The sequence below is a fragment of the Mesobacillus subterraneus genome, assembly GCF_003937825.1.
Classification (GTDB): domain Bacteria; phylum Bacillota; class Bacilli; order Bacillales; family Cytobacillaceae; genus Mesobacillus; species Mesobacillus subterraneus.
This window is the reverse complement of sequence record NZ_RSFW01000015.1, coordinates 51,041-73,663: the sequence shown is the minus strand read 5'-3', so window position 1 is coordinate 73,663 and position 22,623 is coordinate 51,041. Positions and strand designations below refer to the sequence as shown.

25 protein-coding genes are annotated in these 22,623 nt (G+C 44.1%); 1 reads left to right on the top strand and 24 read right to left on the bottom strand.

Features of this window, described 5'->3' with window-relative positions; translation table 11 throughout:
• Positions 1–45: 45 nt before the first annotated feature.
• The 16 genes from asnS to EJA10_RS14025 all read right to left on the bottom strand — a co-directional run bounded on the left by asnS (position 46) and on the right by EJA10_RS14025 (position 15,555).
• Positions 46–1,338 (bottom strand): asparagine--tRNA ligase, encoded by a 1,293-nt coding sequence (gene asnS / locus EJA10_RS14100; protein WP_142999675.1) that lies wholly within the window; start codon positions 1,336–1,338, stop codon positions 46–48.
• A 134-nt stretch (positions 1,339–1,472) separates the two neighbouring features.
• Positions 1,473–2,654, bottom strand: coding sequence for a pyridoxal phosphate-dependent aminotransferase (locus tag EJA10_RS14095; RefSeq protein WP_125480716.1), 1,182 nt, complete (start codon positions 2,652–2,654; stop codon positions 1,473–1,475).
• A gap of 81 nt (positions 2,655–2,735) precedes the next feature.
• Positions 2,736–3,221 (bottom strand): cell wall elongation regulator TseB-like domain-containing protein, encoded by a 486-nt coding sequence (locus tag EJA10_RS14090; protein WP_125480659.1) that lies wholly within the window; start codon positions 3,219–3,221, stop codon positions 2,736–2,738.
• Positions 3,222–3,296: 75 nt separating this feature from the next.
• Positions 3,297–3,467, bottom strand: coding sequence for a YpmA family protein (locus EJA10_RS14085; protein ID WP_125480658.1), 171 nt, complete (start codon positions 3,465–3,467; stop codon positions 3,297–3,299).
• 252 nt (positions 3,468–3,719) lie between these two features.
• Positions 3,720–4,550 (bottom strand): ComEC/Rec2 family competence protein, encoded by an 831-nt coding sequence (locus EJA10_RS14080; RefSeq protein WP_125480657.1) that lies wholly within the window; start codon positions 4,548–4,550, stop codon positions 3,720–3,722.
• A 103-nt stretch (positions 4,551–4,653) separates the two neighbouring features.
• On the bottom strand, positions 4,654–7,443 hold the full coding sequence (dinG, locus tag EJA10_RS14075) for an ATP-dependent DNA helicase DinG (protein WP_125480656.1): 2,790 nt from the start codon (positions 7,441–7,443) through the stop codon (positions 4,654–4,656).
• A gap of 203 nt (positions 7,444–7,646) precedes the next feature.
• The gene (gene panD / locus EJA10_RS14070) at positions 7,647–8,033 is read right to left on the bottom strand and encodes an aspartate 1-decarboxylase (RefSeq protein WP_125480655.1); all 387 of its coding nucleotides are present in this window, start codon (positions 8,031–8,033) and stop codon (positions 7,647–7,649) included.
• Between the two features lie 23 nt (positions 8,034–8,056).
• Positions 8,057–8,905 carry a pantoate--beta-alanine ligase gene (gene panC, locus EJA10_RS14065; protein ID WP_125480654.1) on the bottom strand — a complete coding sequence of 283 codons (849 nt, stop codon included), beginning with the start codon at positions 8,903–8,905 and terminating at the stop codon, positions 8,057–8,059.
• Positions 8,902–9,738 carry a 3-methyl-2-oxobutanoate hydroxymethyltransferase gene (gene panB, locus EJA10_RS14060; protein ID WP_125480653.1) on the bottom strand — a complete coding sequence of 279 codons (837 nt, stop codon included), beginning with the start codon at positions 9,736–9,738 and terminating at the stop codon, positions 8,902–8,904. Before panB ends, panC begins: the two co-directional genes overlap by 4 nt.
• Positions 9,739–9,983: 245 nt before the next feature.
• A complete protein-coding gene (locus EJA10_RS14055) occupies positions 9,984–10,979 on the bottom strand; it encodes a biotin--[acetyl-CoA-carboxylase] ligase (RefSeq protein WP_125480652.1) in 996 nt (331 codons plus the stop codon).
• On the bottom strand, positions 10,940–12,151 hold the full coding sequence (locus tag EJA10_RS14050) for a CCA tRNA nucleotidyltransferase (RefSeq protein ID WP_342773924.1): 1,212 nt from the start codon (positions 12,149–12,151) through the stop codon (positions 10,940–10,942). Before EJA10_RS14050 ends, EJA10_RS14055 begins: the two co-directional genes overlap by 40 nt.
• Positions 12,148–13,287 carry an N-acetyl-alpha-D-glucosaminyl L-malate synthase BshA gene (gene bshA / locus EJA10_RS14045; protein WP_125480651.1) on the bottom strand — a complete coding sequence of 380 codons (1,140 nt, stop codon included), beginning with the start codon at positions 13,285–13,287 and terminating at the stop codon, positions 12,148–12,150. The genes EJA10_RS14050 and bshA overlap by 4 nt, the downstream gene beginning before the upstream one ends.
• The gene (gene bshB1 / locus EJA10_RS14040; RefSeq protein WP_246017800.1) at positions 13,284–14,012 is read right to left on the bottom strand and encodes a bacillithiol biosynthesis deacetylase BshB1; all 729 of its coding nucleotides are present in this window, start codon (positions 14,010–14,012) and stop codon (positions 13,284–13,286) included. The genes bshA and bshB1 overlap by 4 nt, the downstream gene beginning before the upstream one ends.
• Positions 13,981–14,412, bottom strand: a complete 432-nt coding sequence (gene mgsA, locus EJA10_RS14035) for a methylglyoxal synthase (RefSeq protein ID WP_125480650.1) — start codon at positions 14,410–14,412, stop codon at positions 13,981–13,983. Before mgsA ends, bshB1 begins: the two co-directional genes overlap by 32 nt.
• Before the next feature lie 10 nt (positions 14,413–14,422).
• On the bottom strand, positions 14,423–15,223 hold the full coding sequence (gene dapB / locus EJA10_RS14030; RefSeq protein WP_125480649.1) for a 4-hydroxy-tetrahydrodipicolinate reductase: 801 nt from the start codon (positions 15,221–15,223) through the stop codon (positions 14,423–14,425).
• A gap of 17 nt (positions 15,224–15,240) precedes the next feature.
• Positions 15,241–15,555: a nucleotide pyrophosphohydrolase gene (locus tag EJA10_RS14025; RefSeq protein WP_170169147.1), complete on the bottom strand. Its 315-nt coding sequence runs from the start codon at positions 15,553–15,555 to the stop codon at positions 15,241–15,243.
• A 364-nt stretch (positions 15,556–15,919) separates the two neighbouring features.
• On the opposite strand from EJA10_RS14025, the gene EJA10_RS14020 reads away from it, so the two are divergent.
• Positions 15,920–16,792, top strand: coding sequence for a YitT family protein (locus tag EJA10_RS14020; protein ID WP_125480647.1), 873 nt, complete (start codon positions 15,920–15,922; stop codon positions 16,790–16,792).
• Positions 16,793–16,821: 29 nt separating this feature from the next.
• On the opposite strand, the gene EJA10_RS14015 is transcribed toward EJA10_RS14020, so the two are convergent.
• From EJA10_RS14015 to EJA10_RS13980, 8 genes are all read right to left on the bottom strand, one after another.
• Complete coding sequence (locus EJA10_RS14015) at positions 16,822–17,496, bottom strand: zinc metallopeptidase (RefSeq protein ID WP_125480646.1); 675 nt, start codon at positions 17,494–17,496, stop codon at positions 16,822–16,824.
• A 61-nt stretch (positions 17,497–17,557) separates the two neighbouring features.
• On the bottom strand, positions 17,558–18,352 hold the full coding sequence (gene ypjB / locus EJA10_RS14010; protein WP_125480645.1) for a sporulation protein YpjB: 795 nt from the start codon (positions 18,350–18,352) through the stop codon (positions 17,558–17,560).
• 69 nt (positions 18,353–18,421) lie between these two features.
• Positions 18,422–19,027 carry a lipoprotein heptaprenylglyceryl N-acetyltransferase LhaT gene (gene lhaT / locus EJA10_RS14005; RefSeq protein WP_484177331.1) on the bottom strand — a complete coding sequence of 202 codons (606 nt, stop codon included), beginning with the start codon at positions 19,025–19,027 and terminating at the stop codon, positions 18,422–18,424.
• 127 nt (positions 19,028–19,154) lie between these two features.
• Positions 19,155–19,913 carry a menaquinol-cytochrome c reductase cytochrome b/c subunit gene (locus EJA10_RS14000; RefSeq protein ID WP_125480644.1) on the bottom strand — a complete coding sequence of 253 codons (759 nt, stop codon included), beginning with the start codon at positions 19,911–19,913 and terminating at the stop codon, positions 19,155–19,157.
• A gap of 67 nt (positions 19,914–19,980) precedes the next feature.
• Positions 19,981–20,655, bottom strand: a complete 675-nt coding sequence (gene qcrB, locus EJA10_RS13995) for a menaquinol-cytochrome c reductase cytochrome b subunit (protein ID WP_125480643.1) — start codon at positions 20,653–20,655, stop codon at positions 19,981–19,983.
• Between the two features lie 3 nt (positions 20,656–20,658).
• Complete coding sequence (locus EJA10_RS13990; protein WP_125480642.1) at positions 20,659–21,165, bottom strand: QcrA and Rieske domain-containing protein; 507 nt, start codon at positions 21,163–21,165, stop codon at positions 20,659–20,661.
• 156 nt (positions 21,166–21,321) lie between these two features.
• On the bottom strand, positions 21,322–21,777 hold the full coding sequence (locus tag EJA10_RS13985) for a YpiF family protein (protein ID WP_125480641.1): 456 nt from the start codon (positions 21,775–21,777) through the stop codon (positions 21,322–21,324).
• A gap of 269 nt (positions 21,778–22,046) precedes the next feature.
• Complete coding sequence (locus EJA10_RS13980) at positions 22,047–22,601, bottom strand: ReoY family proteolytic degradation factor (protein WP_125480640.1); 555 nt, start codon at positions 22,599–22,601, stop codon at positions 22,047–22,049.
• Positions 22,602–22,623: the final 22 nt, after the last annotated feature.

The following is a 22,623-nucleotide window of genomic DNA, read 5'->3' as shown; positions in this document are numbered from 1 at the left end:
GAAAAAAATACAAGGCCCGTAAATAATTTTACGGGCCCTTTATTTTTAAGGATATAGACGGTTCAGCAAACGCGGGAATGGAATCGATTCACGTACGTGCTCAACTCCGCTGATCCAAGCTACGGTTCTTTCGAGTCCAAGACCAAATCCTGAATGCGGAACAGAGCCAAATTGGCGCAGCTGCAAATACCATTCATATGATTCTAAAGGCAGGTTGTGCTCTTCAATGCGCTGCTTAAGTAATTCATAATCATGGATACGTTCAGAGCCACCGATGATTTCTCCATAGCCCTCAGGTGCGATCAAGTCAGCACATAGCACGACATCATCACGATCTGGTGCCGGCTGCATGTAGAACGGCTTCAGGGAAGTTGGATAATGGGTAATGAAAACCGGTTTTTCAAAGCTTTCAGCAATGGCCGTTTCATGAGGCGCACCGAAGTCGTCTCCCCATTGAATATCATCAAATCCTTTTTCATGAAGGAACTTAATCGCATCATCATAGCTGATGCGCGGGAACGGAGCCTGGACCTTCTCCAGCTTGGTAACATCACGGTTTAATGTTTTCAGTTCAATCTGGCAATTTTTCAAAACTGACTGGACAATGAAGGATACATACTCCTCCTGTACTTTAAGGCTGTCTTCATGCTCGTAAAAAGCCATTTCCGGTTCAATCATCCAGAATTCGATCAAGTGACGGCGTGTCTTCGATTTTTCAGCACGGAATGTCGGCCCGAATGAGAACACCTTGCCCAATGCCATTGCAGCAGCTTCCATGTAAAGCTGGCCGCTCTGTGACAGGTATGCATCTTCATCAAAGTATTTAGTGTGGAATAATTCAGTCGTTCCTTCCGGAGCACTTCCTGTTAAAATTGGCGGGTCCACTTTTGTGAATCCCTGCTCGTTATAGAATTCATAAGTCGCACGAATGATTTCGTTACGGATTTTCATGACAGCATGCTGGCGTTTCGAACGCAGCCATAAATGGCGGTGGTCCATCAGGAATTCCGTTCCGTGTTCCTTCGGGGTGATTGGATAATCCGTTGCCTGCTGGATGACTTCAATTCCATTCACCTGAAGTTCAAATCCAATCGGTGACCTTTCATCTTTCGTGACAGTCCCTGTCACATACATGGATGATTCTTGTGTAACTGATTTAGCAAGCTGGAATACTTCTTCGGCTACCTCGCTTTTGACGACGACTCCCTGGATAAAGCCTGTCCCATCACGAAGCTGAAGAAAAGCGATTTTGCCGCTTGATCGCTTGTTAGCGAGCCATGCGCCAATCTTCACTTCTTTGCCTTCATATTTATGGACTTCTGCAATTGTAGATTTAATCACTTATTGTTCCCTCCAAAACTAAACAAAGCTGGTAGTATGTATTGTTTTCATTATACATTTGCCTTTTGGTACAGGCAACAGTGAAACTTGATAAACGGAGAACCGTCAACCGATTCTCCGTCCATGGATTTTTACACACGGCTTTTGATAAATTGATCGATCCGGCTGATTGCCTTCTCCAGCTGGTCGAGCGATGTCGCATAAGAAAGGCGCATGTAATCCGGCGCTCCGAACCCTGAGCCTGGAACAACTGCGACATTTGCTTCTGACAGCAATACTTCAGCAAACTCGTCGACATCCTTGCATCCTGTCATCAGAGCGGCTTCCTTTGCGTTCGGAAAAAGATAGAATGCTCCCTGCGGCTTGATACAGTTAATGCCAGGGATATTATTGAGTTTTGCATGGATGATTTCTAGCCTTTCCTCAAAAGCGGAACGCATCGTCTCTACCGCTTCCTGTGAACCGGAGTAAGCGGCAATGGTCGCATATTGTGCCGGAGTGGTAGGATTGGATGTACTGTGGCTTGCCAAATCGGTCATCGCATTGATGATTTTGCTGTTTCCTGCAGCATAGCCAATCCTCCAACCAGTCATGGAATGGGACTTTGACACACCATTAATGATAATCGTCTGTTTCTTTAAGTCCTCTGAAAGTTCTGCGATCGAAACATGTTCGGCATTTCCATAGATCAATTTTTCATAGATCTCATCAGAAATGATCAGGATATCCTGCTCCAGGCAAACCTGGCCCAATGCTTGCAATTCTTCACGGCTGTAAACCATCCCAGTTGGATTGCTAGGGGAATTGATGATGACAGCCTTTGTTTTGCTTGTGATCTTTTCTTTCAGCTGGTCCGGCGTAATTTTAAAGCTATTTTCTTCCCGGCCTTCCACATAAACCGGATTCCCTCCAGCCAACTTTACTTGTTCTGGATAGCTGACCCAATAAGGAATGGGGATGATCACTTCATCACCTTCATCAAGCAACACCTGAAAAAGTGTATAGAGACCATGCTTCGCTCCACTCGTAACGATGATTTCATTTGGCTGGTAATCAAGCCCCTGATCTTGCTTTAATTTAGCCGCAATTTCTTTCTTAAGCTCTGGAAGCCCTCCAGATGGGGTATATTTGGTGAATCCCTCATTCATTGATTGTACAGCTGCATCAATAATATGCTGAGGCGTATTAAAATCCGGCTCACCTGCACCCAGGCCGATTACATCTTTCCCTTGTGCTTTTAATTCCTTTGCTTTGGCTGTGATGGCCAATGTTGATGAAGGAGTGAGTGCTCCCACCCTGCTTGCTAACTGGATCTCCATCCCTTTCCCTCCTGTGAATGATGAATTTCATATTCCTATTTGACCTAATTTGTTGATAGCCAGACTGCGACAACTTTATAAGTTATCTATAGCTCTTAACTTTTCACCTGTATCGAAATCAACATAATAATAATTGATGGTGTTGTTCTTGTTGCGATAATAGATTTCCCAGGCCGGCCTGTCCGTCTTTTGAATTCTGGCCATACCCAGTCTTACTTCAATAATTTCAGACGGATTTTTTTCCTGATATAGTTTATTTAAAGCTTCTTTTTTCGTGATACCATTTTTTACATTTCTTGTTATTACTTTACCGGTTTCTTCATTTACCCAAATGTACACATCATCCTGTTTGGCATTTTTCCCGGTCATGACATAGTAGGTCTCTTCGCCGCTATACAGGCTGAAATCACGGAAATCAGACAGGTTTGTTTCTTTCAATGCCATTTGTACTGCTTTCTTTTCTGCGGCTTTTACAGGTTCTACCGCATTCAAATATACGTTTACCAGGATTCCCGTCACAATGGCGATGAAAAGAATACCGAGCATAATCCATTTCTTCATATGAATCCCTTCTTTATGTAAGCTCATTTTCCGATTTTATAGGTTTTTTACAAAAAAACCTATAACCATTGGAAATCATGTACGATAAATAGTGAAAATCGCTTTTTCCCGGTCGTCCTGGTCCAATGCAAGTCCAAACATAAGGTCATCTCGTTTCAATGTCCTGTTCAAGGCGTCCACAATTTTATACAGATCAGGACTATTCTGAACCTTGACCGTAGAGACGATTTCGATTTTGCTTTCCATGCCCTTTCCTCTCCTTGCACAATTTTTGTCATTTATAGTTCAGCTCAAAGCTGGCAACAATACAATTAACACCACTCATTATAGCAGGTGAAGCACCTCACAGGTAAGGATTTACCCACACAACAAAAAAACATTTCTAGTCCACACACATAAATGGCTGCGCAGCTCATGCGCAGTTTTTATTATGTTTCGTTTAGAGGCATATTTCTTTTTTAATTCGGTCAGATGAGGGATAAAAGAGCAGATCATTTATCATTCCTTGCTCATAATTGTAATGACGTCGTAGTTTGAATCAGTAAGCTTAATTGTAACAGTACCATGCTGTTTTGTGAAATAAACATCAATCCACGCTTCGTGGAGCATTTCTACCAAATCGGGATCAGGCTTGATGGCAGAAGATTTGAAAATAACAGCCAGCTGCGGATCCAAATGCTCGATCAGCAGGTCGGAGAAAGTATTCTTTGCAGCATAATGAGGCAGCTTGATGATATTCACATTTTTCAATGGTTCAGCAAGGAAGTACTGTTCGGAATTATGACTTGCCGAACTTATATAAAAGATTTGATGATGGAAAAACTGAAAGGATACATCGGTTCCTTCATTTTCCTCCATCCCATCAAAAATCACTTCTGCATTCAAGCCAGGCATCAGCTTCACTACATCTCCCTGCTTCCACCCCTTCCATTCAATATCTGATGGAATCATCTTGTCAGCAAGCCCCTGAGTTGCAGAGCCTCCGGCCAAGACCTTGCGCACATGGTAGGTAGTGATGACTTCACTGAGATTTTCCAGCCCCTCCTTTGAGGTTATAATAACTGTCGAAATATCTCTGACATGAAAAAGGGTGAGCAGGCGTTCAAGCTCCTTCATCGTACCCTTGCCTCCGGTATTCACCAGGATATTTTCTCCATTGGCGTGCTGGATCAGTGCGGCCTCTCCATCGCTTAATGCCAGGAAGGTAAAAGCTAGTTCATTTCTCTTCAGGTTCACGTCTACTCCTTCCACCTCGACAGGAGCAGAAGGAGATTCATACGGAATATAGTACCAGTTCATAAAAGCAAGGATAACAATTAACAGCTTCATGTACACTCCTCCAATTACTTCTAGCTATAGAGTGCGTCATTTAGCTGAAAATATAAAAGGCTTTTCGAAAAACCATGATGTTGGGCATAAAAACACCCATCCCTCAAAGCCATTCATGGATTGAATCAACTATTTCGGAAATCGAACCCTTCTCGACCGGTACATCCGGTATCGATTTTAAAAATGCATAACCATATGATGTCGTAAGAAGCCTTCTGTCAAAGACAAAGATCAAACCACGGTCTGTCGATGTCCTGATCAGCCTGCCGAAACCCTGCTTGAAGCGAAGAATCGCTTCTGGCAAGGATAATTCAGAAAAAGGATTTCCTCCTTTTTCTTTGATCAACTGGCATTTTGCCGCAGTGAGAGGTTCATCCGGCGGCGAAAAAGGGAGCCTTACGATGACGAGGCAAGAGAGATCTTCACCCGGGATATCAACGCCTTCCCAAAAACTGCTGGTTCCGAACAAAATCGCCTTATCGAAGCGCTTGAAGTTCCTGGTCAGCCTCGTCCTGCTGCCAGCTGTGATCCCCTGTGCAATCAGGATAAATTCCTCAAGCAATCCGCTCTCCTTGATCAATTCATAGGTTTTTTTCAGCATTTCATGCGATGTGAACAAGATTAGCATGCGGCCTTTCGTTGCTTCTGCGATCGAGATGATATGTTCCGTGATCGCCGCCACATAATCATCATTTGATACCGATTTTATATCCGGCAAGTCATCTGGAACGACAAGCTTTAACTGTCTTTTATATGAAAATGGAGATGGAATCTGACTTTCACACAGGACTTGCTCAAGTCCTAACTCCTTTTTTATGAATCCAAATGACTGGTTAACAGAAAGGGTCGCCGAAGTTACCACTACGCTTTTCTTTTTAGCGAAGAATTGCTGTGACAAATAGTCAGCAACATGAACAGGACGAGCGAACACAGTTGTAGAATTCTGCAGGGCCCTTGTATCTGCCTCAATCCATCTTACATAGTCGCTGCTCTCCATGAATAGAACCCTGGCAGTACTGCGAATCTTTTCGAGATCTGAACGCAACTGCACAACCTCCTCTAACAATGCCTGCTCCTCCATGGTGTATTTACGTGAATTGCGCATTGCTTCCGAGAGCCTTTGTTCGAGTGCGGTACTCAGGTCTTTCACAAGAAAGTAGAAGCGTTCGGCGGTTGTTTTCAGAGCCGTCCAATAACGGTTGTTCCGATCAGCAGCCAGGCCGGCATGGATTTTGCTTCCTGATGGTTTGGATTTTATTGATTTCCTCGCATAGGTACCAGCCAGTTTAAATAATTCGTCCGTTTCATATACGAGATCTGCAATCAACTGGTTGATTTCAAATGCATGCGGTTGGTCTTTCTGCATACTTTCCTTTGGCAGCATTTTCTCAAATTTATAAAACAGCTGCCCCTGGTCATATTGTCCTAATTGATTGAGTACAAGCTTTACGGCCATAAAGTCGAGCGATTCCCCAAAATATCTTCCAGCGGCTTTTTCGAATTGATGGCCTTCATCAAGAACTACATACTGATACTCTGGCAGCATACTGTTATCTGAAGTCAGATCCGCCAGCAGCAAAGAGTGATTCGTTATTAAAATGTCAGCTTCCCTGGCCTTATCAATCGCTCGTTTGTAAAAATCATAGTCATCCCAATGCCTGGTCTTCAGGAACATGGATGGTTCATTTTTCACCTTGTTCCAATAAAGATTTCCCCCGCTTGATAAGTTGAGCTCGTCATAATCGCCAGTCTCTGATTGTGTCAGCCAGACAAGGATCTGCATTTTTGTAAGGGCCGTATCGTAATTCTCCTCGATATCCCTCAGCGACTGTTCAAATCTTGCCATGCTGATATAATGGCTTCTTCCTTTTACCAGTGCCGCCTTCATTCCCATTCCCAGCATTGCTGCCAGTTTAGGTACATCATTTGTTAATAGCTGCTCCTGCAGCTGTGTGGTATACGTACTGATAATCACAGGGACTTGATTACTCAATGAATATACCGCAGCCGGAACAAGGTATCCAATTGACTTTCCAACGCCTGTACCCGCTTCGATCAATGCGTGGCCATTGCTCGAGAATGCTTTATAGACAAGATCCATCATCTCGTATTGGCCTTCTCTAACCTCAAAAGCCGGAAAAGACTGTTGCAACAACTGCCTTTTTTCTTCCACCGAAGCCGGATAGTTTATTGAACATTTTACTTTATTGCCAGTTGGCATCTTTCTTTTTAGAGCAATTCCCCTGTATATTTCTAAATCGTCCGGCAGGACCTCAATCCTGCTCTCTTTCTCATTCAATGCATCCTCGAAGATTATATGCAGGTCGCTTTTCAACCCTTCAGAAAGCTTAGCCAGTTCTTTAAGGGTGACATGCGGCAGATGATGAACCGCACCAAGCATGATCAATAGCAGCTCTGCCGTAACTTGCGCATCACTGTCCGCCTGATGCGGCCTGTCATGGCTTAAGCCTTCTTTTGCAGCCAAATCTCCTAGCTTAAAGCTGTCTGCTGTCGGATAAAGAATCCTTGCCAGTTCGACCGTATCAATAACAGGACCATAAAACCCTTCGCAGCCGGCCTTTAATAGTTCTTCTTGCAGAAACGAAAGATCGAACAGAACATTGTGAGCCACAAAATATGCGTCTTCCAGCATACTGGAAACATGGGGAGCAATTTCCTCGAACAATGGGGCACCTTTTACCATAGAATCCGAGATGCCCGTCAGCTCTTCAATGAATGCAGGAATTTTCTGCTGAGGATTGACAAGTGACGAAAATCGCCCTGTAATTTTCCCCTCTTCAATGATGACTGCCCCAACTTGTATTATTCTGTCTCCCTTTTTAGGGGAGTTACCCGTCGTTTCCAAATCGATCACTACAAATTTTTGGCTCATTCCAATACACCTCTACCATTCAGTCAAACAAAACCGTAACACAAAATTTATAAAAGAGAAAGCGGAAGGCCGACTTGAATCATAACCATATGACTTTAACGGTCGCACACGCTGACCTCATGCCTCCGACTATGCTTAGTCTTAAAGTTTCCCGCTAAGGATATGTATGAAAAAACTCCCGATGAATCGGGAGTTTTTTGGCGTTATAGATAAACCGTTCTCTCAGGTTCAGCATTCAGCATTTCAACGATGCGGTTATTCTCATCCATCAATGCTACTTTTGGCTGATGAGTGGCGATTTTCTCTTCAGAAACCATAGCATAAGAGATGATGATGACCACATCTCCTTCATGGACAAGGCGGGCTGCTGCTCCATTCAGGCAGACAACACCACTGCCTCTTTCCCCTGGGATGATATACGTCTCGAAACGGGCGCCATTATTATTATTTACAATCTGGACCTTTTCATTGGGTACCATCCCAACGGCGTCCAAGATCTCACTGTCGATGGTGATGCTGCCAACATAATTCAAATTTGCCTCTGTGACTCTAGCTCGATGTATTTTAGCATTCATCATGGTGCGGAACATAGATTGTATTCCCCCTATAAAAGTTATTCTGCTTCTAAAATAATATTGTCGATCAGCCTTGCTTTTGAAAACTTGACTGCAAGGGCAATGATGATTTTCCCTTTTATTGTTTCGAGCTCCTTTAAATCAGGGTATGAATAGATTTCAATATAATCAACGGCCCCTGTTGTGTGATCATTAATATGTTCAGCCATCAGGCGAATGAGTTGCCCGGGGTTGCGTTCTCCGCTTTCGATCGCTTCCCTTGCTATCTGCAGACTCTTGTTCAGCTCTGGTGCCTGCTTTCTTTCTTCCTCACTAAGGTAAACATTCCGTGAGCTTTTTGCAAGACCATCTTCTTCTCGAACAGTATCCACCGGTACAAGCTCAATCGGGAAGTTAAAATCTTTTATGAGTCCGTCAACGACAGCAACCTGCTGCGCGTCCTTTAATCCAAAGTAGGCACGTGTCGGCAGTACAATATTGAACAATTTCATCAGGACTGTTCCTACTCCGTCAAAATGTCCCGGCCTGGACTTGCCGCATAAAACATCTGTCCGCTCTACTACAGAGATTGAGATCGACGCCTTTGAAGGGTACATTTCTTCTGCAGATGGGTAGAAAATGATATCCACTCCCTCCGCCTCGGCCACTTGATGGTCCCTTTCGAAATCCCGGGGATATGCATCGAGATCTTCGTTCGGCCCAAATTGAAGGGGATTCACGAAGATGCTCAGGACCAAAATGTCATTCTCAGGACGAGCCTTCTTCATCAATGACATATGTCCTTCATGCAGGTAGCCCATGGTAGGCACATAACCAATGGTTCTCCCATCAGATTTCAGCCTTAGCATTTGCTGCTGCATTTCTGCAATCGTAGTTATGATCTTCATTCCCTGCCTCCATATAATGCCTGCAATTCTTCTTCCTTCATGGTAAAACTATGTTTATCTTCAGGGAACGCTTTATGTCTCACTTCAGCAACATAAGCATTCAACCCTGCAGTAATTTGCTCATTTACATTAGTATATTGCTTGACGAATTTCGGTACCCGGTCTACTCCATAGGTGATAATATCGTGGTATACAAGGACCTGGCCATCCACCTCTGCTCCGGCTCCAATGCCAATTGTCGGAATTGACAGGGCCTGGCTTACATGTTCGGCCAGCTGTTTCGGAACACATTCCAGGACAATGGCAAAGGCTCCTGCCTCTTCACATTTCCTTGCATCCTCCATCAGTTTTCTAGCGGCATCCGCACTTTTCCCTTGGACTTTATATCCTCCAAGGACACCTACTGATTGCGGAGTCAGCCCAAGATGCGCCACGACAGGTACACCAGCATTCGTTAATGCCTTAATATGATCAATTACATCATCTGCACCTTCGAGCTTAACAGCATTTGCTCCGGTCTCCTGCATGATCCTGGCTCCGTTCAAAAGCGTATCTCTGATGGACAGGTGATAACTCATGAATGGCAAATCGACTACGATGAATGTACTGCCTGCACCGCGTCGTACGGCTTTGGAATGGTGAATCATATCCTCCATCGTCACAGGTACTGTGGAATCATAACCAAGTACAACCATGCCCAGGGAATCTCCCACCAGGATCATGTCAGCCTCTGCTTGTTCAGCATGTTTAGCTGAAGGATAATCATAGGCTGTCACCATGACGATCTTGCTGCCGTTTTGCTTCATTTTTAAGAAATCAGTTGTTTGTTTCATTTTCGTTCCTCCTTTTTGTGAAGAGGCGATAAAACAATCCATCAAAGCCACACACTAAAAAAGGACCCATCTATGCCAGAAGGACCCTTTGAAGCCTGTTCTTGTTTCATCCCTCTGTCCCAGTCCGCTGTCGGATCCAGGCAGAATTATTTTATTATCTTGCCAAACAATAAAAGGTGCAGTTCTTGCGATACCGCCCAGATAAGATTATAGCAAATCACTATTATTTTGGCTACCTGACGAATTTATTCTTCAATTCTGATATCAGCAGAATAGATATTATGAATCTTTCCTTCGGAATCCTCAATCAATAATACTCCATCTTCCGTTATTCCGATGGCTTTTCCTTTGATTTCACCTGTAAGAGTGCGGGCAGTAATATTTTTGCCAATGCTTACTGCATAGCTTTCCCACAACAGTTTAATCGGGAAAAACCCTTGCTCGAGATAGACTAAATAAAGTTTTTCGAGCTTTTCTAAAATCGTCCGGATCAGCTTCTCCCTGTCAACAGCCTGGCCAGATTCAATTGCCAAAGAGGAAGCAATCTTTCCAATCTCCTCCGGAAAATCTTCTTTCTTTGTGTTCACGTTGACACCAATTCCGATAATGATGGAATTGATTCGGTCAGCTTCAGCTTGCAGTTCCGTAAGGATACCTGTTATTTTCTTCCCATTGATCAATATATCATTGGGCCATTTGATTTCAGGCAAAAGTCCAGCTACTTCCTCAATTGCCTGAACAACACCGACAGCTGTAATCAAGGTTAACTGCGGTGCTTTGGGAATTGGGATCTTCGGGCGAAGGATCAAACTCATCCAAATTCCAGTGTATTTCGGGGAATGCCATTTCCTGTCCATCCTCCCCCTGCCTGCAGTCTGTTCCTCTGCGATCACGACTGTTCCTTCTTCAGCATGGTTATATGCAAGCTGGTAAGCAAGTTTTTGGGTGGATTCAATACTGTCGTGATAATGTAAATTACGGCCTAAAAATGCTGTCTTCAATCCCAGATTAATTTTATCAGCCGTCATTTGGTCGGGGATGGACACAATCTTGTACCCCTTTCTTCTCACTGCCTCAAACTCAAACCCTTCACTGCGAAGGTCTTCAATATGCTTCCATACGGCAGTTCGTGAACAGCCAGCAATGTCAGCCAGATGCTGGCCAGACAGATATTCCGATTCATTATTGGTAAAGGCATCTATTAACTTTTTTCTGATTTCCGATTGAGCCCGTTCAGCCATACCTTAATTTTCTCCTTGTCATTTGGTACCTTGCCATTAATCACTGCTCTTTCAACTTCCTCAAGCACATCACGAAGCCATGGTCCTGGCTTTTCGCCCAGCCATGACATGATATCATTTCCTGACACCATCAGTTCCTGCCTATTTCGGATCGGCAGACTTTCATACAGATGAATGATCCTTCTGCTTTCATCCTTCCCAGTATGCAGGCACGTGAATACCTTTTCAGCACTCAGGGCAATGTCTATGCCTGCCTTATATACAGTTTCCACGGTCCAGCTCTGGCCATTGTTCCGTTCCAGTACCCACGAGTAAATGAGCTTGTACCTTTTGATCGTTTGGACTGGAAGCTTCCAGGATCTCAGGAATTCTTCCACTTCCTTCCCCTTAAGTTCCAAATGGAATAACAGCAAAACCCATGCTTCACTAATTTGAAGGTCTTTGAACAAGCTAACAGAAAACTGGAATAATGGCTCTGTATGATTTTTCAGACCCGGCAAATACTGATGCATTCCACTTGAAGCCAATAACCGGATGGCCTCGTTCCTGTTCTGCCCCTTCAGCATTTTTTCGAATTCTACTGTTTTCCGTTCAACGGCGATATTATCCAGAAGATGGCACTGTTTTACAAGCGAATCATAAGTCCGCTTTTCTATCGAGAAGCATAATTGGGAGAGGAACCGGACAGCCCTTAGCATCCTTAAAGCATCCTCACCAAAACGCTCCTCAGGATTGCCTACTGTGGCAATTTTCTTCTGCGAGATTGCCTCTACCCCTGAAAATGGGTCAAGGATGTTGCCTTCTTTATCCATCGCAATGGCATTCATCGTAAAATCCCGGCGCTGAAGATCATCTCTCAGCGACCGGATGAACGATACTTGATCCGGTCTGCGAAAGTCTGTGTAGCCGGCTTCGGAACGAAATGTCGTGATTTCATATGATTCGCCTCTGTAATGAACGAGTATTGTCCCATGTTCAATTCCGAGATCAACCGTTTTAGGAAAAATCTCTTTCAGTTCATCCGGCAGAGCAGAAGTAGCAATATCGACATCCGAGATTTCACGTCCAAGAATGTGGTCACGGACAGACCCTCCGACAAAATAGGCTTCAAATCCGGATTCTTCTATTAGTTCCAATACTGGTACAGCCTGAAGGAAGGGCTTCGCGATCATTGCTCATCCACCTTAACAAGGCTGTAGTAAATATCTTCGTATTCAGAAACGATTTGCTCAGCGCTGAATTTCGTTAATGCCCGTTCAACTGAGTTCATCGAGAAACGTTTGTGGATGTCAGGATTTGAGAGGATCTCCACTGCCTTCTTCGTAAACTCTTCTATATTCCCCAGTTCACAGATGTAGCCAGTTTCACCATCAACAATCACTTCAGGAATACCTCCTATATCTGTTCCGATACATGGAACCCCACATGCCATTGCTTCTAACGCGACCAAACCAAAGCTTTCTTTTTCAGAAAGCAAGAGCATCAGATCACTCAGTGAATATAACTCCTCGACTCTTTCCTGTTTGCCCAGAAGGAGCACCTGGTCACGTACACCAAGCTCACTTGCCAGACTGCAGACCCCCTTCATCTCAGGACCATCTCCGACAAGTAAAAGTTTCGCCGGCATTTGCTTATGGATTCCGGCAAAAGTCCTGATGACATCTGGAACCCTTTTGACAGGGCGGAAGTTAGACACGTGAATGATCACTTTTTCATCAGGGAGGATCCCATATTCCTTTCTGAGCTCTGTGGAGTCCGTACGTTTGTTGATCCGGCTGTCAATGAAATTGTAAACACAGCCAATTTCCTTTTTAGGCTTGATTAAATCGTGAGTTTGCTGAATCAGAGAGTTCGACACAGCTGTTACACAATCCGATTTCTCAATGCCAAAGCGAATGGCATCCGTCAGGGATGGGTCATAACCTAGTACCGTGATATCAGTGCCATGGAGTGTTGTCACGATTTTCAGGTCCCGCCCGCTCATCTGGCGTGCCAATATTGCGCAAACGGCATGAGGGATGGCGTAATGAACATGGAGGACATCGAGATTCTCCAGAACGGCCACCTCAGCAATTTTGCTGGCAAGAGCAATATCATATGGAGGATATTGAAAGACAGAATACTGGTTCACCTCTACCTCATGCGAGTAGATATTGCGATACACCTTTTTAAGGCGGAATGGAAGACTGGAAGAGATAAAATGTATTTCATGCCCTTTTTCTGCCAGCAGCTTCCCAAGTTCTGTAGCGACTACCCCTGACCCGCCTACCGTCGGGTAACAGGTAATCCCGATTTTTAATTTCTTCATTTTCCTTCCCCTAACAGATCCCTATGGATTAACAATGGTTTTTTGGACAAGAAGCCTTCTGCGTATGAAACACCGACTTCCTTGCCAAATAGCTTTTCACGAGCCTCCACCGTTTCGATATAACCGTTCACTAGCGGTGTGTCGAAAGTGCCTGCACCTTTTGAAAATTGACTTTCGTAGGCGTTAAGTGAGGCGATTTTTTTATCTATATGATTAGAAACATCAATCACGAAATCTGGTTTATGAAATCCATTGATCATATAAAAATACAAAGCTGCAGGCCTGTGGGGACTCAAGCCGCTGTCCTCATCAAACTTCCGGACTGCCGCCGAAAAGACCGCCTCCTCGACAAGGCGGGAACAGCTGCCATGGTCAGGATGACGGTCGTCAAAATATGGCGCGAACACTAGATTCGGACGATAGGTCCTGATGACTTTTACGATTTCTTTTATGTATTCTTCTTTTATATACAAGCCTCTGTCAGGAAGGTCCAGGGTGACCCTCGTATGGATGCCAAGGATTTCAGCTGCGGTTCTTGCTTCATGCCCCCTTGATTCGACCGTGCCATTCGAAGACATTTCTGCTTTCGTCAAATCACAGATTCCTACTTTTCTTCCTTCAGCGGCATACTTAGCAATCGTTCCGGCCATGCCAATTTCAACATCATCAGCATGGGCGCCAATAGCCAGGATATCAAGCTTCATTGCTTCCATTCGTATCACCATGTTCCTCTTTCACAATATTTCGCCATTCGAGGTCGCCTCTTTCGATCCCTTTGATCAGGACCTCTGCTGTACCCATATTGGTCGCAAGCGGCACGGAATATACATCGCAAAGGCGGACCAAAGCAGTTACATCCGGTTCATGGGGCTGCGCAGTAAGCGGATCCCTGAAAAAGAATACTGCATCCATTAAATTATTTGCAATTCTTGCTCCGATTTCCTGGTCGCCCCCGAGCGGTCCAGACCGAAATCTTTCCACCTTCAAACCTGTGGCTTCCATTATGCGCAATCCGGTTGTACCGGTAGCAAATAATGTATGCTGTTCAAAAATCTCCTTGTAAGCCACTGCAAATCCCACAAGGTCATCTTTCTTTTTATCATGGGCGATTAAGGCAATATTCATTGTTTCTCCCCTATTCAATAATATTCTCTAATCCGTATACAAAGGAGTCCATTTTCATGACTGTGTCAACGGCAAGCTTTACACCGGACATGAAGGAGTTCCGGTTGTATGAATCATGACGGATTGTAAGTGTTTGTCCGTCTGCACCGAATAAGACCTGCTGATGGGCAATCAAACCTGGAAGTCTCACCGAGTGAATATGCATCCCCTCATATTCAGCCCCGCGTGCTCCCTGGATGGTCTCCTTCTCATCCTTGTGTCCTTGTTTTTTAGATTCCCTGACATCGGCAATCATCTGGGCTGTTTTCACTGCAGTTCCCGACGGTGCATCCAGCTTCTGGTCATGATGCAGTTCAATGATTTCCACGTCGCTGAAATATTTAGCAGCCATTTGCGAGAACTTCATCATCAATACAGCGCCCACCGCGAAATTAGGAGCGATGATACAACCTGTTTCCTGTTCCTGGCTTAACTGTTCAAGCTCCGCCAGGTCTTCTTTACTGAACCCAGTGGTTCCAACCACCGGCCGCACTTTGTATGTAAGAGCCGTTTTTGTGTGGTACATTCCGACTTCAGGAGTCGTCAAATCGATCAGCACGTCCGGTTGAACGTCCTGAAGACATTTCTCGAAGTCCGTGTAAATCAATGCATCACTTTCCGGGAAACCGTCGATGTCGCCTAATTTCATTCCTTCATACTTCCTGTCGACTACTGCTGACAATTCGTATCCTTCCGTTCCCAGCACCAGATTGACTGCTTCCTTCCCCATTCTTCCCCTTGGCCCTGCAATGACAATTTTTACTATATCCATCTTTCCGTCTCCTTTAATTAGCTGTCTTTTCTTGTCCAGCGATCCTTATCCCTGGTATTGAACTTATTCATTACCCTGTTATGGGCTTCTTCGAGGTCAATATTTAATGAGTTGGCGAAACAAATCATCACGAACAGCATGTCACCAAGCTCTTCCTCTATCGTTTTCTCTTCTTCATCACTCTTTTTTGGCTTTTCTCCATAATGATGGTTCACTTCCCTTGCAAGCTCCCCAAGTTCCTCAGTCATTCGTGCCGTCAATGCCAGCGGACTGAAATAACCTTCTTTGAATTGGCCTATATAATCATCCACTTCCTGCTGAAGTTCTTTCATCGTTTTATGTTGACTCACATGACTCACCCTACCTTAACTATGTATGGTTATCTATATCGATGTTAGCTTAATGCAAAGGCTTTGACAAATATTTTTATTTCAAGCTAATTCCTCACTCCTAAATATATTATGGCCAACTCCCTCCATCAATCTGTCATCGTATTCCTTTCTCAATGGACTTTGCGTTCATTAAGAATAATACGAATATTCCCACTCTTTACTGCGATTCTGTAAAAGATTGCCCTTGTTGGGTATATTTTATATAATGGCTCTGTCTGTATAACCTTTTTGATTCCAAAAGGGCCCGCCACTTGGAATTAAATGAATCAAACATCGTTTACTTGAGCTTCTGGGAGGAATAATCTTGCTGTTTGGCCTACGAATAAAAAATATTTTCTTCATTTTACTTGGTGCCGCGATCTTTTCTTTTGGCCTGGTTCATTTCAATATGCAAAACAACCTGGCAGAAGGCGGATTTACGGGAATCACCCTTCTTCTCTACTTTGTTTTCGGCTGGTCCCCTTCAATTACGAACCTTTTGCTGAATCTGCCGTTATTTTTCATCGGCTGGAAGCTGCTTGGCCGGAGTGTTTTTCTTTATACAATTATCGGAACGGTTGGTGTATCCATTTTTCTGGCCATCTTCCAAAAGTATCAAATCGAGATGCCTTTATATGAAGATTTATTTTTAGCCTCATTATTTGCAGGTGTCTTCATTGGGATTGGTCTCGGCATCATTTTCCGATATGGCGGGACGACAGGCGGTGTCGATATCATCGCGAGGCTGGCCCAGAAATACTTTGGAATGTCAATGGGCCGTACCATGTTCATGTTTGACTTTGTCGTCATTACCTTATCCCTGATTACATACCTTAATTACCGCGAAGCGATGTATACGCTCGTCGTTGTATTCGTCGGAGCAAGAGTCATTGATTTTATGCAGGAAGGTTCATATGCAGCAAGAGGAGCGATGATCATTTCTGATAAAAATGATGATATTGCCGCAAAAATCATGAAGGAAATGGACCGGGGAGTCACCAGCTTGAAAGCCGTCGGTTCGTATACGAAAGCAGAAAGAGATGTTCTATACTGCGTAGTGGCGAAAAATGAGATAGTCCGGCTGAAAAATGTCATCAATTCGGTTGATCCTCATGCCTTTGTATCTGTTAGCGTCGTCCATGACGTCTTAGGGGAAGGCTTTACCCTTGATGAAAACAAACTTCCTTTGGAGAGATAAAAAAAATCCGGACTTTTGTCCGGATTTTTTTATTCCTCTCTTGTCATTCCTGTATAAATCAATACCAAGCGAACAAGTTCAAGGACTGCTACGGCTGCAGCGGCAACATATGTCAATGCAGCGGCATCGAGCACTTTCTTCGTTTCCCTTTCTTCATCATTCCTTATGATTCCTGCAGACACCACTTGTTCCATTGCCCGGTTGGAAGCATTGAACTCTACTGGCAGCGTAATGACCTGGAAAACGACCGCTGCTGCCATGAACAGGATACCGAGTAACAGCATGCCGCTCAGGTTGGCGAAAATACCGATGAGAATCAAGATCCATGAAAAATTGGAACCCAGGTTGGCAACAGGAACCAAAGCATGGCGGAAGCGAAGGAATGAATAGTCCTCTGCATCCTGGATCGCATGGCCTACCTCATGGGCAGCAATTGCGGCTGCAGCGACTGAATGGCCGAAAAAATTATCTGATGACAGGCGAACAACTTTTGAACGAGGATCATAATGATCACTCAGATATCCTCTTGTTTCTTCAACACCGACATTGTAAAGCCCATTATCATCTAAGATTTTTCTTGCGACTTCCGCACCCGTCATCCTGGAAGAAGACGCGATTTGTGAATATTTTTTATAAGCTCCTTTGACCCGGAATTGTGCCCAAAGCGGGATCAAAATGATAATCGCAAAGTAAATTAAAAACATTGAGAACCTCCTTACAGCTCATGATGTGTTAATTCTATTGTATAAAGGCTGAAAATTGGTGTCAATTTTTTCGCTCTTTTTGTACATTCTTCGTTTTTTCGCGATCTCCTTTATATTTTCTCCAGCCAACATAGGACAATGTAAGAATGATGACACTTCCAGTAGAAATAATTACCCACCATAAAGAAGGGTCTGCCTCATCCTCCGTCATTTCATCAAAGATATTCTGAAGGTCAGACTCCAGTGTTTCTAACTCTTCCTGGCCAGACGCTTCAGTCAAGACTTGAGGGCGATATTGATCGATAAAGCTTACCCTGGCATCAATTTTCTGGATCGTTTCAGGATTGATATCAATTTTCAAGCTAGGATATATCACATTATATAAAGACAAGAACGAATTTAGGTTGGAATGGAATTGGTCATTGTTTCCCTCAAATGCCGCCGTTTTCATCTCACTGAAAACGGTCATGATCGGACCTTCCATTTCTGTCCATAAAGGCTGATGGGTTGAGGAAATTGCATCGATGACCAACCTGAATTTTGTTACCTTGTTCATTCTTTCTGCATGTCCCATATCAGCATTGGCTACCGCTTCAACGGCTTCATCATGCGCTACGGTTATGATGCGCAGCTCATCCATGGAAAAAGGCCTGCCATCACCTGTGATTGTCAGGAATTCCTCCGAAAAATGCTTCAATAGCCTGTCCGCATCTTCGTAACGCTGAAGCTTCACCATTTGCAGCGCTTGATCAGATATATTGTCCAGCTCTTCCACAGGCGACGTTGGTTCTGCGAATGCTGCAAACGGCGCCATAAGCAAGAGCACCGAAAATAATAAAAGAAATTTAATCCTCATTCCTGTCCCCCCTCTAAATACTATTAAAATGTATGAGAGGTGGGACAAGGTTAGACCAAATTTCCTCGCTTACCGGTATGTTTTTATCGAAAGGCTGAACCTGCCTGGACGCAGCGCAAAATAATAACCGACGCCAACAGAAGCAATGCTGAGCCAAAATGTGAAGTAGCCGATTTGATCCATGTATAAATCCAGTGTATGGTACCTCGGCATCATTTTGAATACATAATCAATGATTTCATTATGAAGCACCACAATGGCAGCAATGATTAAATGCCAGGGTTTGATGCGGTAAAAAGGGGCATACAGGACACCCTCTACAGCCATGGCAAAATGGGAAGCCATGAGCATGATGCCGATCCAGTCAAGCTGGCCTGAAACGAAATACACCATCAAATTCATCACTACAGCCCAAAGGCCATATTTAACCAGGCTTACGATTGCCAGCGCCTCCATCAAAGGCCAGTTCTTTCCAAGGAGGAAGGCACCGAGAACAAATACAAAGAACAAGCTGGCAGTTGGGCTGTCAGGAACAAACAGAAGGAACCTCGGAGGAGTATCAACAAGCTGCCATTTATACCAATAGTACCCATAGGCAGTACCTAACACATTCACCCAGAATAACAGCCACAGAACCGAACGGTTGGCCAGCAAAGGATAAAGATTTCTGATCATCATATTTATCTCCATTCAAAGTTTTCTATCACTATTATTGCAGTTTCTAGCAGATAATCCAAGGTCATCCATAAAAAATGAGCATAAAAAGAGAACCTGCAAGTTCCTTGCAGGTTCTCTCATTGCATTATTCGTTTAATTCGACGATAAACTCAGCAAGAGTCTGAAGTTCTTCGTCTGTACCCTTGAACACTGCAGGCATGCTGCCTTTACCATTCTTGGCAATGTCAGCGATTTCCTCAGCAGTCAAGTCAAGTTCAAGCAGGCTAGGTGCCGCCGCACCGCCGGCAAGTTCCCCGCCATGGCAGGAAGTACAAGTCTGTGCTTGTGCAATCTTATAGCCATCAGAGTTTTTATCAATCTCAACGTCCACAATCGCACCTTGCTTTTTCGCTGCTTCCCAGTCATGGTGAGCAACAGATTCCCAAGTAAGGTAAAAGACTGAAGCGATTGACAACAGCATAAAAGCAGTTGCAAGCGGTCGTTTTGATGGTTTGCGCTCAGGTCCGCGGTCAATGAATGGTGCGAGCATCAATGCCCCAAATGCAAGACCTGGAATAACGAGTGCTCCAATGACAGTATAAGGACCAGAAGCATAAGAATATTTCAGCAATTGATATAAGAATAAGAAATACCAGTCTGGCAGCGGAATATAAGCCGTATCTGTCGGATCGGCAATCCTCTCAAGCGGTGGCTGATGAGCGATAGTCAGGCTCAAGAAACCGATCAGGAATACAGCTCCAACCATCCATTCTTTTAACAGGTAGTTTGGCCAAAACGCTTCCGTTTTGCCAGGGTATTCCGAGTAATCTTTCGGAATATTAGGCTTGCGCTCAGCAGGGACACGAGAGTCGCCTACGAACTTCATACCTTTACCACGATGCATCGAGCAATCCCCTCCTTTTTCCGTATCGTTGAGCGATTATGAAACGCCCAACATGATCATTCAAATTTTACAATGGACCAGAAATACCTTGCTTACGAATCATCAGGAAGTGAGCTCCCATCAAGCCCAGCAGTGCTGCTGGCAAGAAGAACACGTGAATCGCAAAGAAACGAGTCAAGGTCTGTGCACCAACGATCGTTGAATGCCCGGAAAGCAGGACTTTAATATATGGTCCAATCAAAGGAACCGCTTCTGCGATCTGCAGGGTAACCTTAGTTGCGAATAATGCTTTCATATCCCATGGAAGCAAATATCCAGTCAGGCCAAGGGCTAGCATTACGAAGAAAATTAAAACTCCGACAATCCAGTTCAGTTCACGAGGTTTCTTATACGCGCCCTGGAAGAACACGCGAAGCGTATGTAAGAACATCATGACGATTACAAGGCTGGCACCCCAGTGGTGCATACCGCGGACAATTTGTCCGAATGCTACTTGGTTTTGAAGATAATAAACAGACTCCCATGCGTTTTTGATGTCCGGAACATAATACATTGTCAGGAACATCCCGGATAGGATCTGGATGACTGTGATGAAAAACGTCAGACCGCCGAAGCAATACACGAACGCAGAAAAATGATGCGCCGGGTTAACGTGCTCAGGTACCTCATGGTCCGCGATATCCCGCCACAAAGGCGTAATATCCAAACGCTCATCTACCCAATCGTAAATTTTGTTTAACAAGGATTACGCCCCCTTCCGTGGTTCGGCTTTTCCTACATATAGGAACCCGTCTTTTTCTCTTGTTGGATATACATCCAATGGTGCCAATGGCGGTGTGCCTGGCACGTTTGTTCCGTCCTTTTCATAAAGGCCGTAGTGGCAAGGACAGAAGAACATATTCGGATTTTTCTTATCCGTATTCCAGTCTACAACACATCCAAGGTGCTTACACACAGGAGAAAGTGCGACAATCTCCCCTGCCTCATTCTTGAATACCCAAGCTGTTCCTGTTTCTTCGGATTCATACCATGCATCTTTTTGAGTGAATGAAAAGTTTACTTTTTGCGGCTCAGCCGTGATATCTGCAACTTTCAATGGAGTCGCGATAAAATCACCAGCATCCTCTGCCTTAAGCATAGGATCAACGGCAAATCGAACCATTGGCATCAGCATACCTGCAGCCATGAAACCGCCTACACCTGTTAGAGTATAGTTTAAGAATTGACGTCTTGAAACACGATGCTTACTCACGCTATTCCCCCCTCTATTGCCAAGTTAAGTCCCCAACGGACATAATTTAAACACAATTTAAAACTAGGACATAACCATGATATATCAATCTGATTACAAAATCAATATAATACTATGTTGAAAACATTTTTCGCAGTGATATAAATAACAGCTTATTTATCCCTCCTGCCATTTCTCGGTGAATAGTGATAAAAGCTGCTTCACCTGGTCATCTACCAGAGAAACCTTCTGCTGGTCCGGCAAGTTGTCCAGCGACAGCGACGGAAGCCAGAGCAGGCTGCCTCCAAGCCCCTTTTCATGCTGCCTCCAGCTAATGTCAGAGGTAACGTAAAACACATGTTTGAACTGCTTGTCCAATAAAGTATTTTCCCAATTCCGAAGTCCTTCCAAGCTTCCTTCATGCCCCTTGAAGTACACGAATCCCGGCATAAGGAATATCCGTCCTCTGAATTGTTTTTCAAGCTGTGTTGTCAGGATCCCAGCAAACTCCGCCATTGTGGCATGCTGTTTCATGTCATCGCCAAAAGATACCGGCATGAGCGGGATGACAGCGGTATCCACATATTCAGCTGCCTTTTGGTACATCTCCACATCTGCAGCCATCCATTTCATTTTACCAACTCCATCTATCTGGGATGTTCCGAATCGCTTAACAAGAAGAGCTTGCAAACAGACATTCTCTATAACATCCTCCTATTTAATCCAATTTCTATCATATCATTGAGGTGAAATCAGAGGCAAAAGTTTGAGAGAAAAATTTATATTCTTTAGGGTCCAAAAAGATATTGTATGTATTTTAGAAATCTATGTTCTTATTTGTTTTTGCACAGGAGAAAACGCCGAATTGCAAACAAAATAAAAAGCCTGCTGTCAAGAGCAAGCTATAATGTATTTACTGCACTTATTCTTTTTAATTGTTCTGTAAGGTATTCAAATGCTTCCTGGTCCTGGCTGTCCAGCGCCTCGTCGATCAAGGTGAGTAGTTTGTCTTTTTGGAACTTCTGGATGCTCTCTTCGAGGAATCGTTCTGCTACCATTTTGTCACTCTCGCTGATTTGGAGCTGCCCTGGCATGTAAGGATTTTCTTCTAGTACGGCCGCAAACTGATGGGCCTTATTTGAAGCGTGGAAATTCAATTGGATATAAATTTCCTCTTCCCTGTTCAGGCGAATGTCATGAAAGGACTTTTCAGCATCCGTTGTCATGACATTTTCTTTAAAGAAACGGAAAGGCACTTCATCAACACAGTGGGTAGACATCACCAACCCCCTTGGGCAGTATTGTGCATTGTCTACAAAGTGTACTTTTTCCATCAGCTGGTCATGGCTCATCAAATAGTTTAGGATCCAAACACATTCCCGCCTTTTCAGCTGATAGTGGTTCAAAAACCAGCGGATAAACTCCTTTTTCTCGTTGACAGATACAGGGGTTGTCATTTTTGAATCCCTCCTCTGCATA

Bases quoted from the DNA above. Each gene is read 5' to 3' on its own strand.
- EJA10_RS14085 (WP_125480658.1), bottom strand. From the start codon at position 3,467: ATGGAAAGCAAAATCGAAATCGTCTCTACGGTCAAGGTTCAGAATAGT.
- EJA10_RS13985 (WP_125480641.1), bottom strand. From the start codon at position 21,777: ATGAAATGGATGGCTGCAGATGTGGAGATGTACCAAAAGGCAGCTGAA.
- EJA10_RS13980 (WP_125480640.1), bottom strand. From the start codon at position 22,601: ATGACAACCCCTGTATCTGTCAACGAGAAAAAGGAGTTTATCCGCTGG.
- panD (WP_125480655.1), bottom strand. From the start codon at position 8,033: ATGTTCCGCACCATGATGAATGCTAAAATACATCGAGCTAGAGTCACA.
- bshB1 (WP_246017800.1), bottom strand. From the start codon at position 14,012: ATGGTGATACGAATGGAAGCAATGAAGCTTGATATCCTGGCTATTGGC.
- ypjB (WP_125480645.1), bottom strand. From the start codon at position 18,352: ATGAGGATTAAATTTCTTTTATTATTTTCGGTGCTCTTGCTTATGGCG.
- panC (WP_125480654.1), bottom strand. From the start codon at position 8,905: ATGAAGATCATAACTACGATTGCAGAAATGCAGCAGCAAATGCTAAGG.
- lhaT (WP_484177331.1), bottom strand. From the start codon at position 19,027: ATGATCAGAAATCTTTATCCTTTGCTGGCCAACCGTTCGGTTCTGTGG.
- EJA10_RS14090 (WP_125480659.1), bottom strand. From the start codon at position 3,221: ATGAAGAAATGGATTATGCTCGGTATTCTTTTCATCGCCATTGTGACG.
- panB (WP_125480653.1), bottom strand. From the start codon at position 9,738: ATGAAACAAACAACTGATTTCTTAAAAATGAAGCAAAACGGCAGCAAG.
- EJA10_RS14015 (WP_125480646.1), bottom strand. From the start codon at position 17,496: ATGTTTTTAATTTACTTTGCGATTATCATTTTGATCCCGCTTTGGGCA.
- dinG (WP_125480656.1), bottom strand. From the start codon at position 7,443: ATGAGCCAAAAATTTGTAGTGATCGATTTGGAAACGACGGGTAACTCC.
- EJA10_RS14000 (WP_125480644.1), bottom strand. From the start codon at position 19,913: ATGCATCGTGGTAAAGGTATGAAGTTCGTAGGCGACTCTCGTGTCCCT.
- dapB (WP_125480649.1), bottom strand. From the start codon at position 15,223: ATGGATATAGTAAAAATTGTCATTGCAGGGCCAAGGGGAAGAATGGGG.
- bshA (WP_125480651.1), bottom strand. From the start codon at position 13,287: ATGAAGAAATTAAAAATCGGGATTACCTGTTACCCGACGGTAGGCGGG.
- EJA10_RS14080 (WP_125480657.1), bottom strand. From the start codon at position 4,550: ATGAAGCTGTTAATTGTTATCCTTGCTTTTATGAACTGGTACTATATT.
- EJA10_RS14025 (WP_170169147.1), bottom strand. From the start codon at position 15,555: ATGAAAGAACTTCAGCAGGAAGTGGATGATTATATAGGCCAATTCAAA.
- mgsA (WP_125480650.1), bottom strand. From the start codon at position 14,412: ATGAATATTGCCTTAATCGCCCATGATAAAAAGAAAGATGACCTTGTG.
- EJA10_RS14050 (WP_342773924.1), bottom strand. From the start codon at position 12,151: ATGATCGCGAAGCCCTTCCTTCAGGCTGTACCAGTATTGGAACTAATA.
- EJA10_RS14055 (WP_125480652.1), bottom strand. From the start codon at position 10,979: ATGGCTGAACGGGCTCAATCGGAAATCAGAAAAAAGTTAATAGATGCC.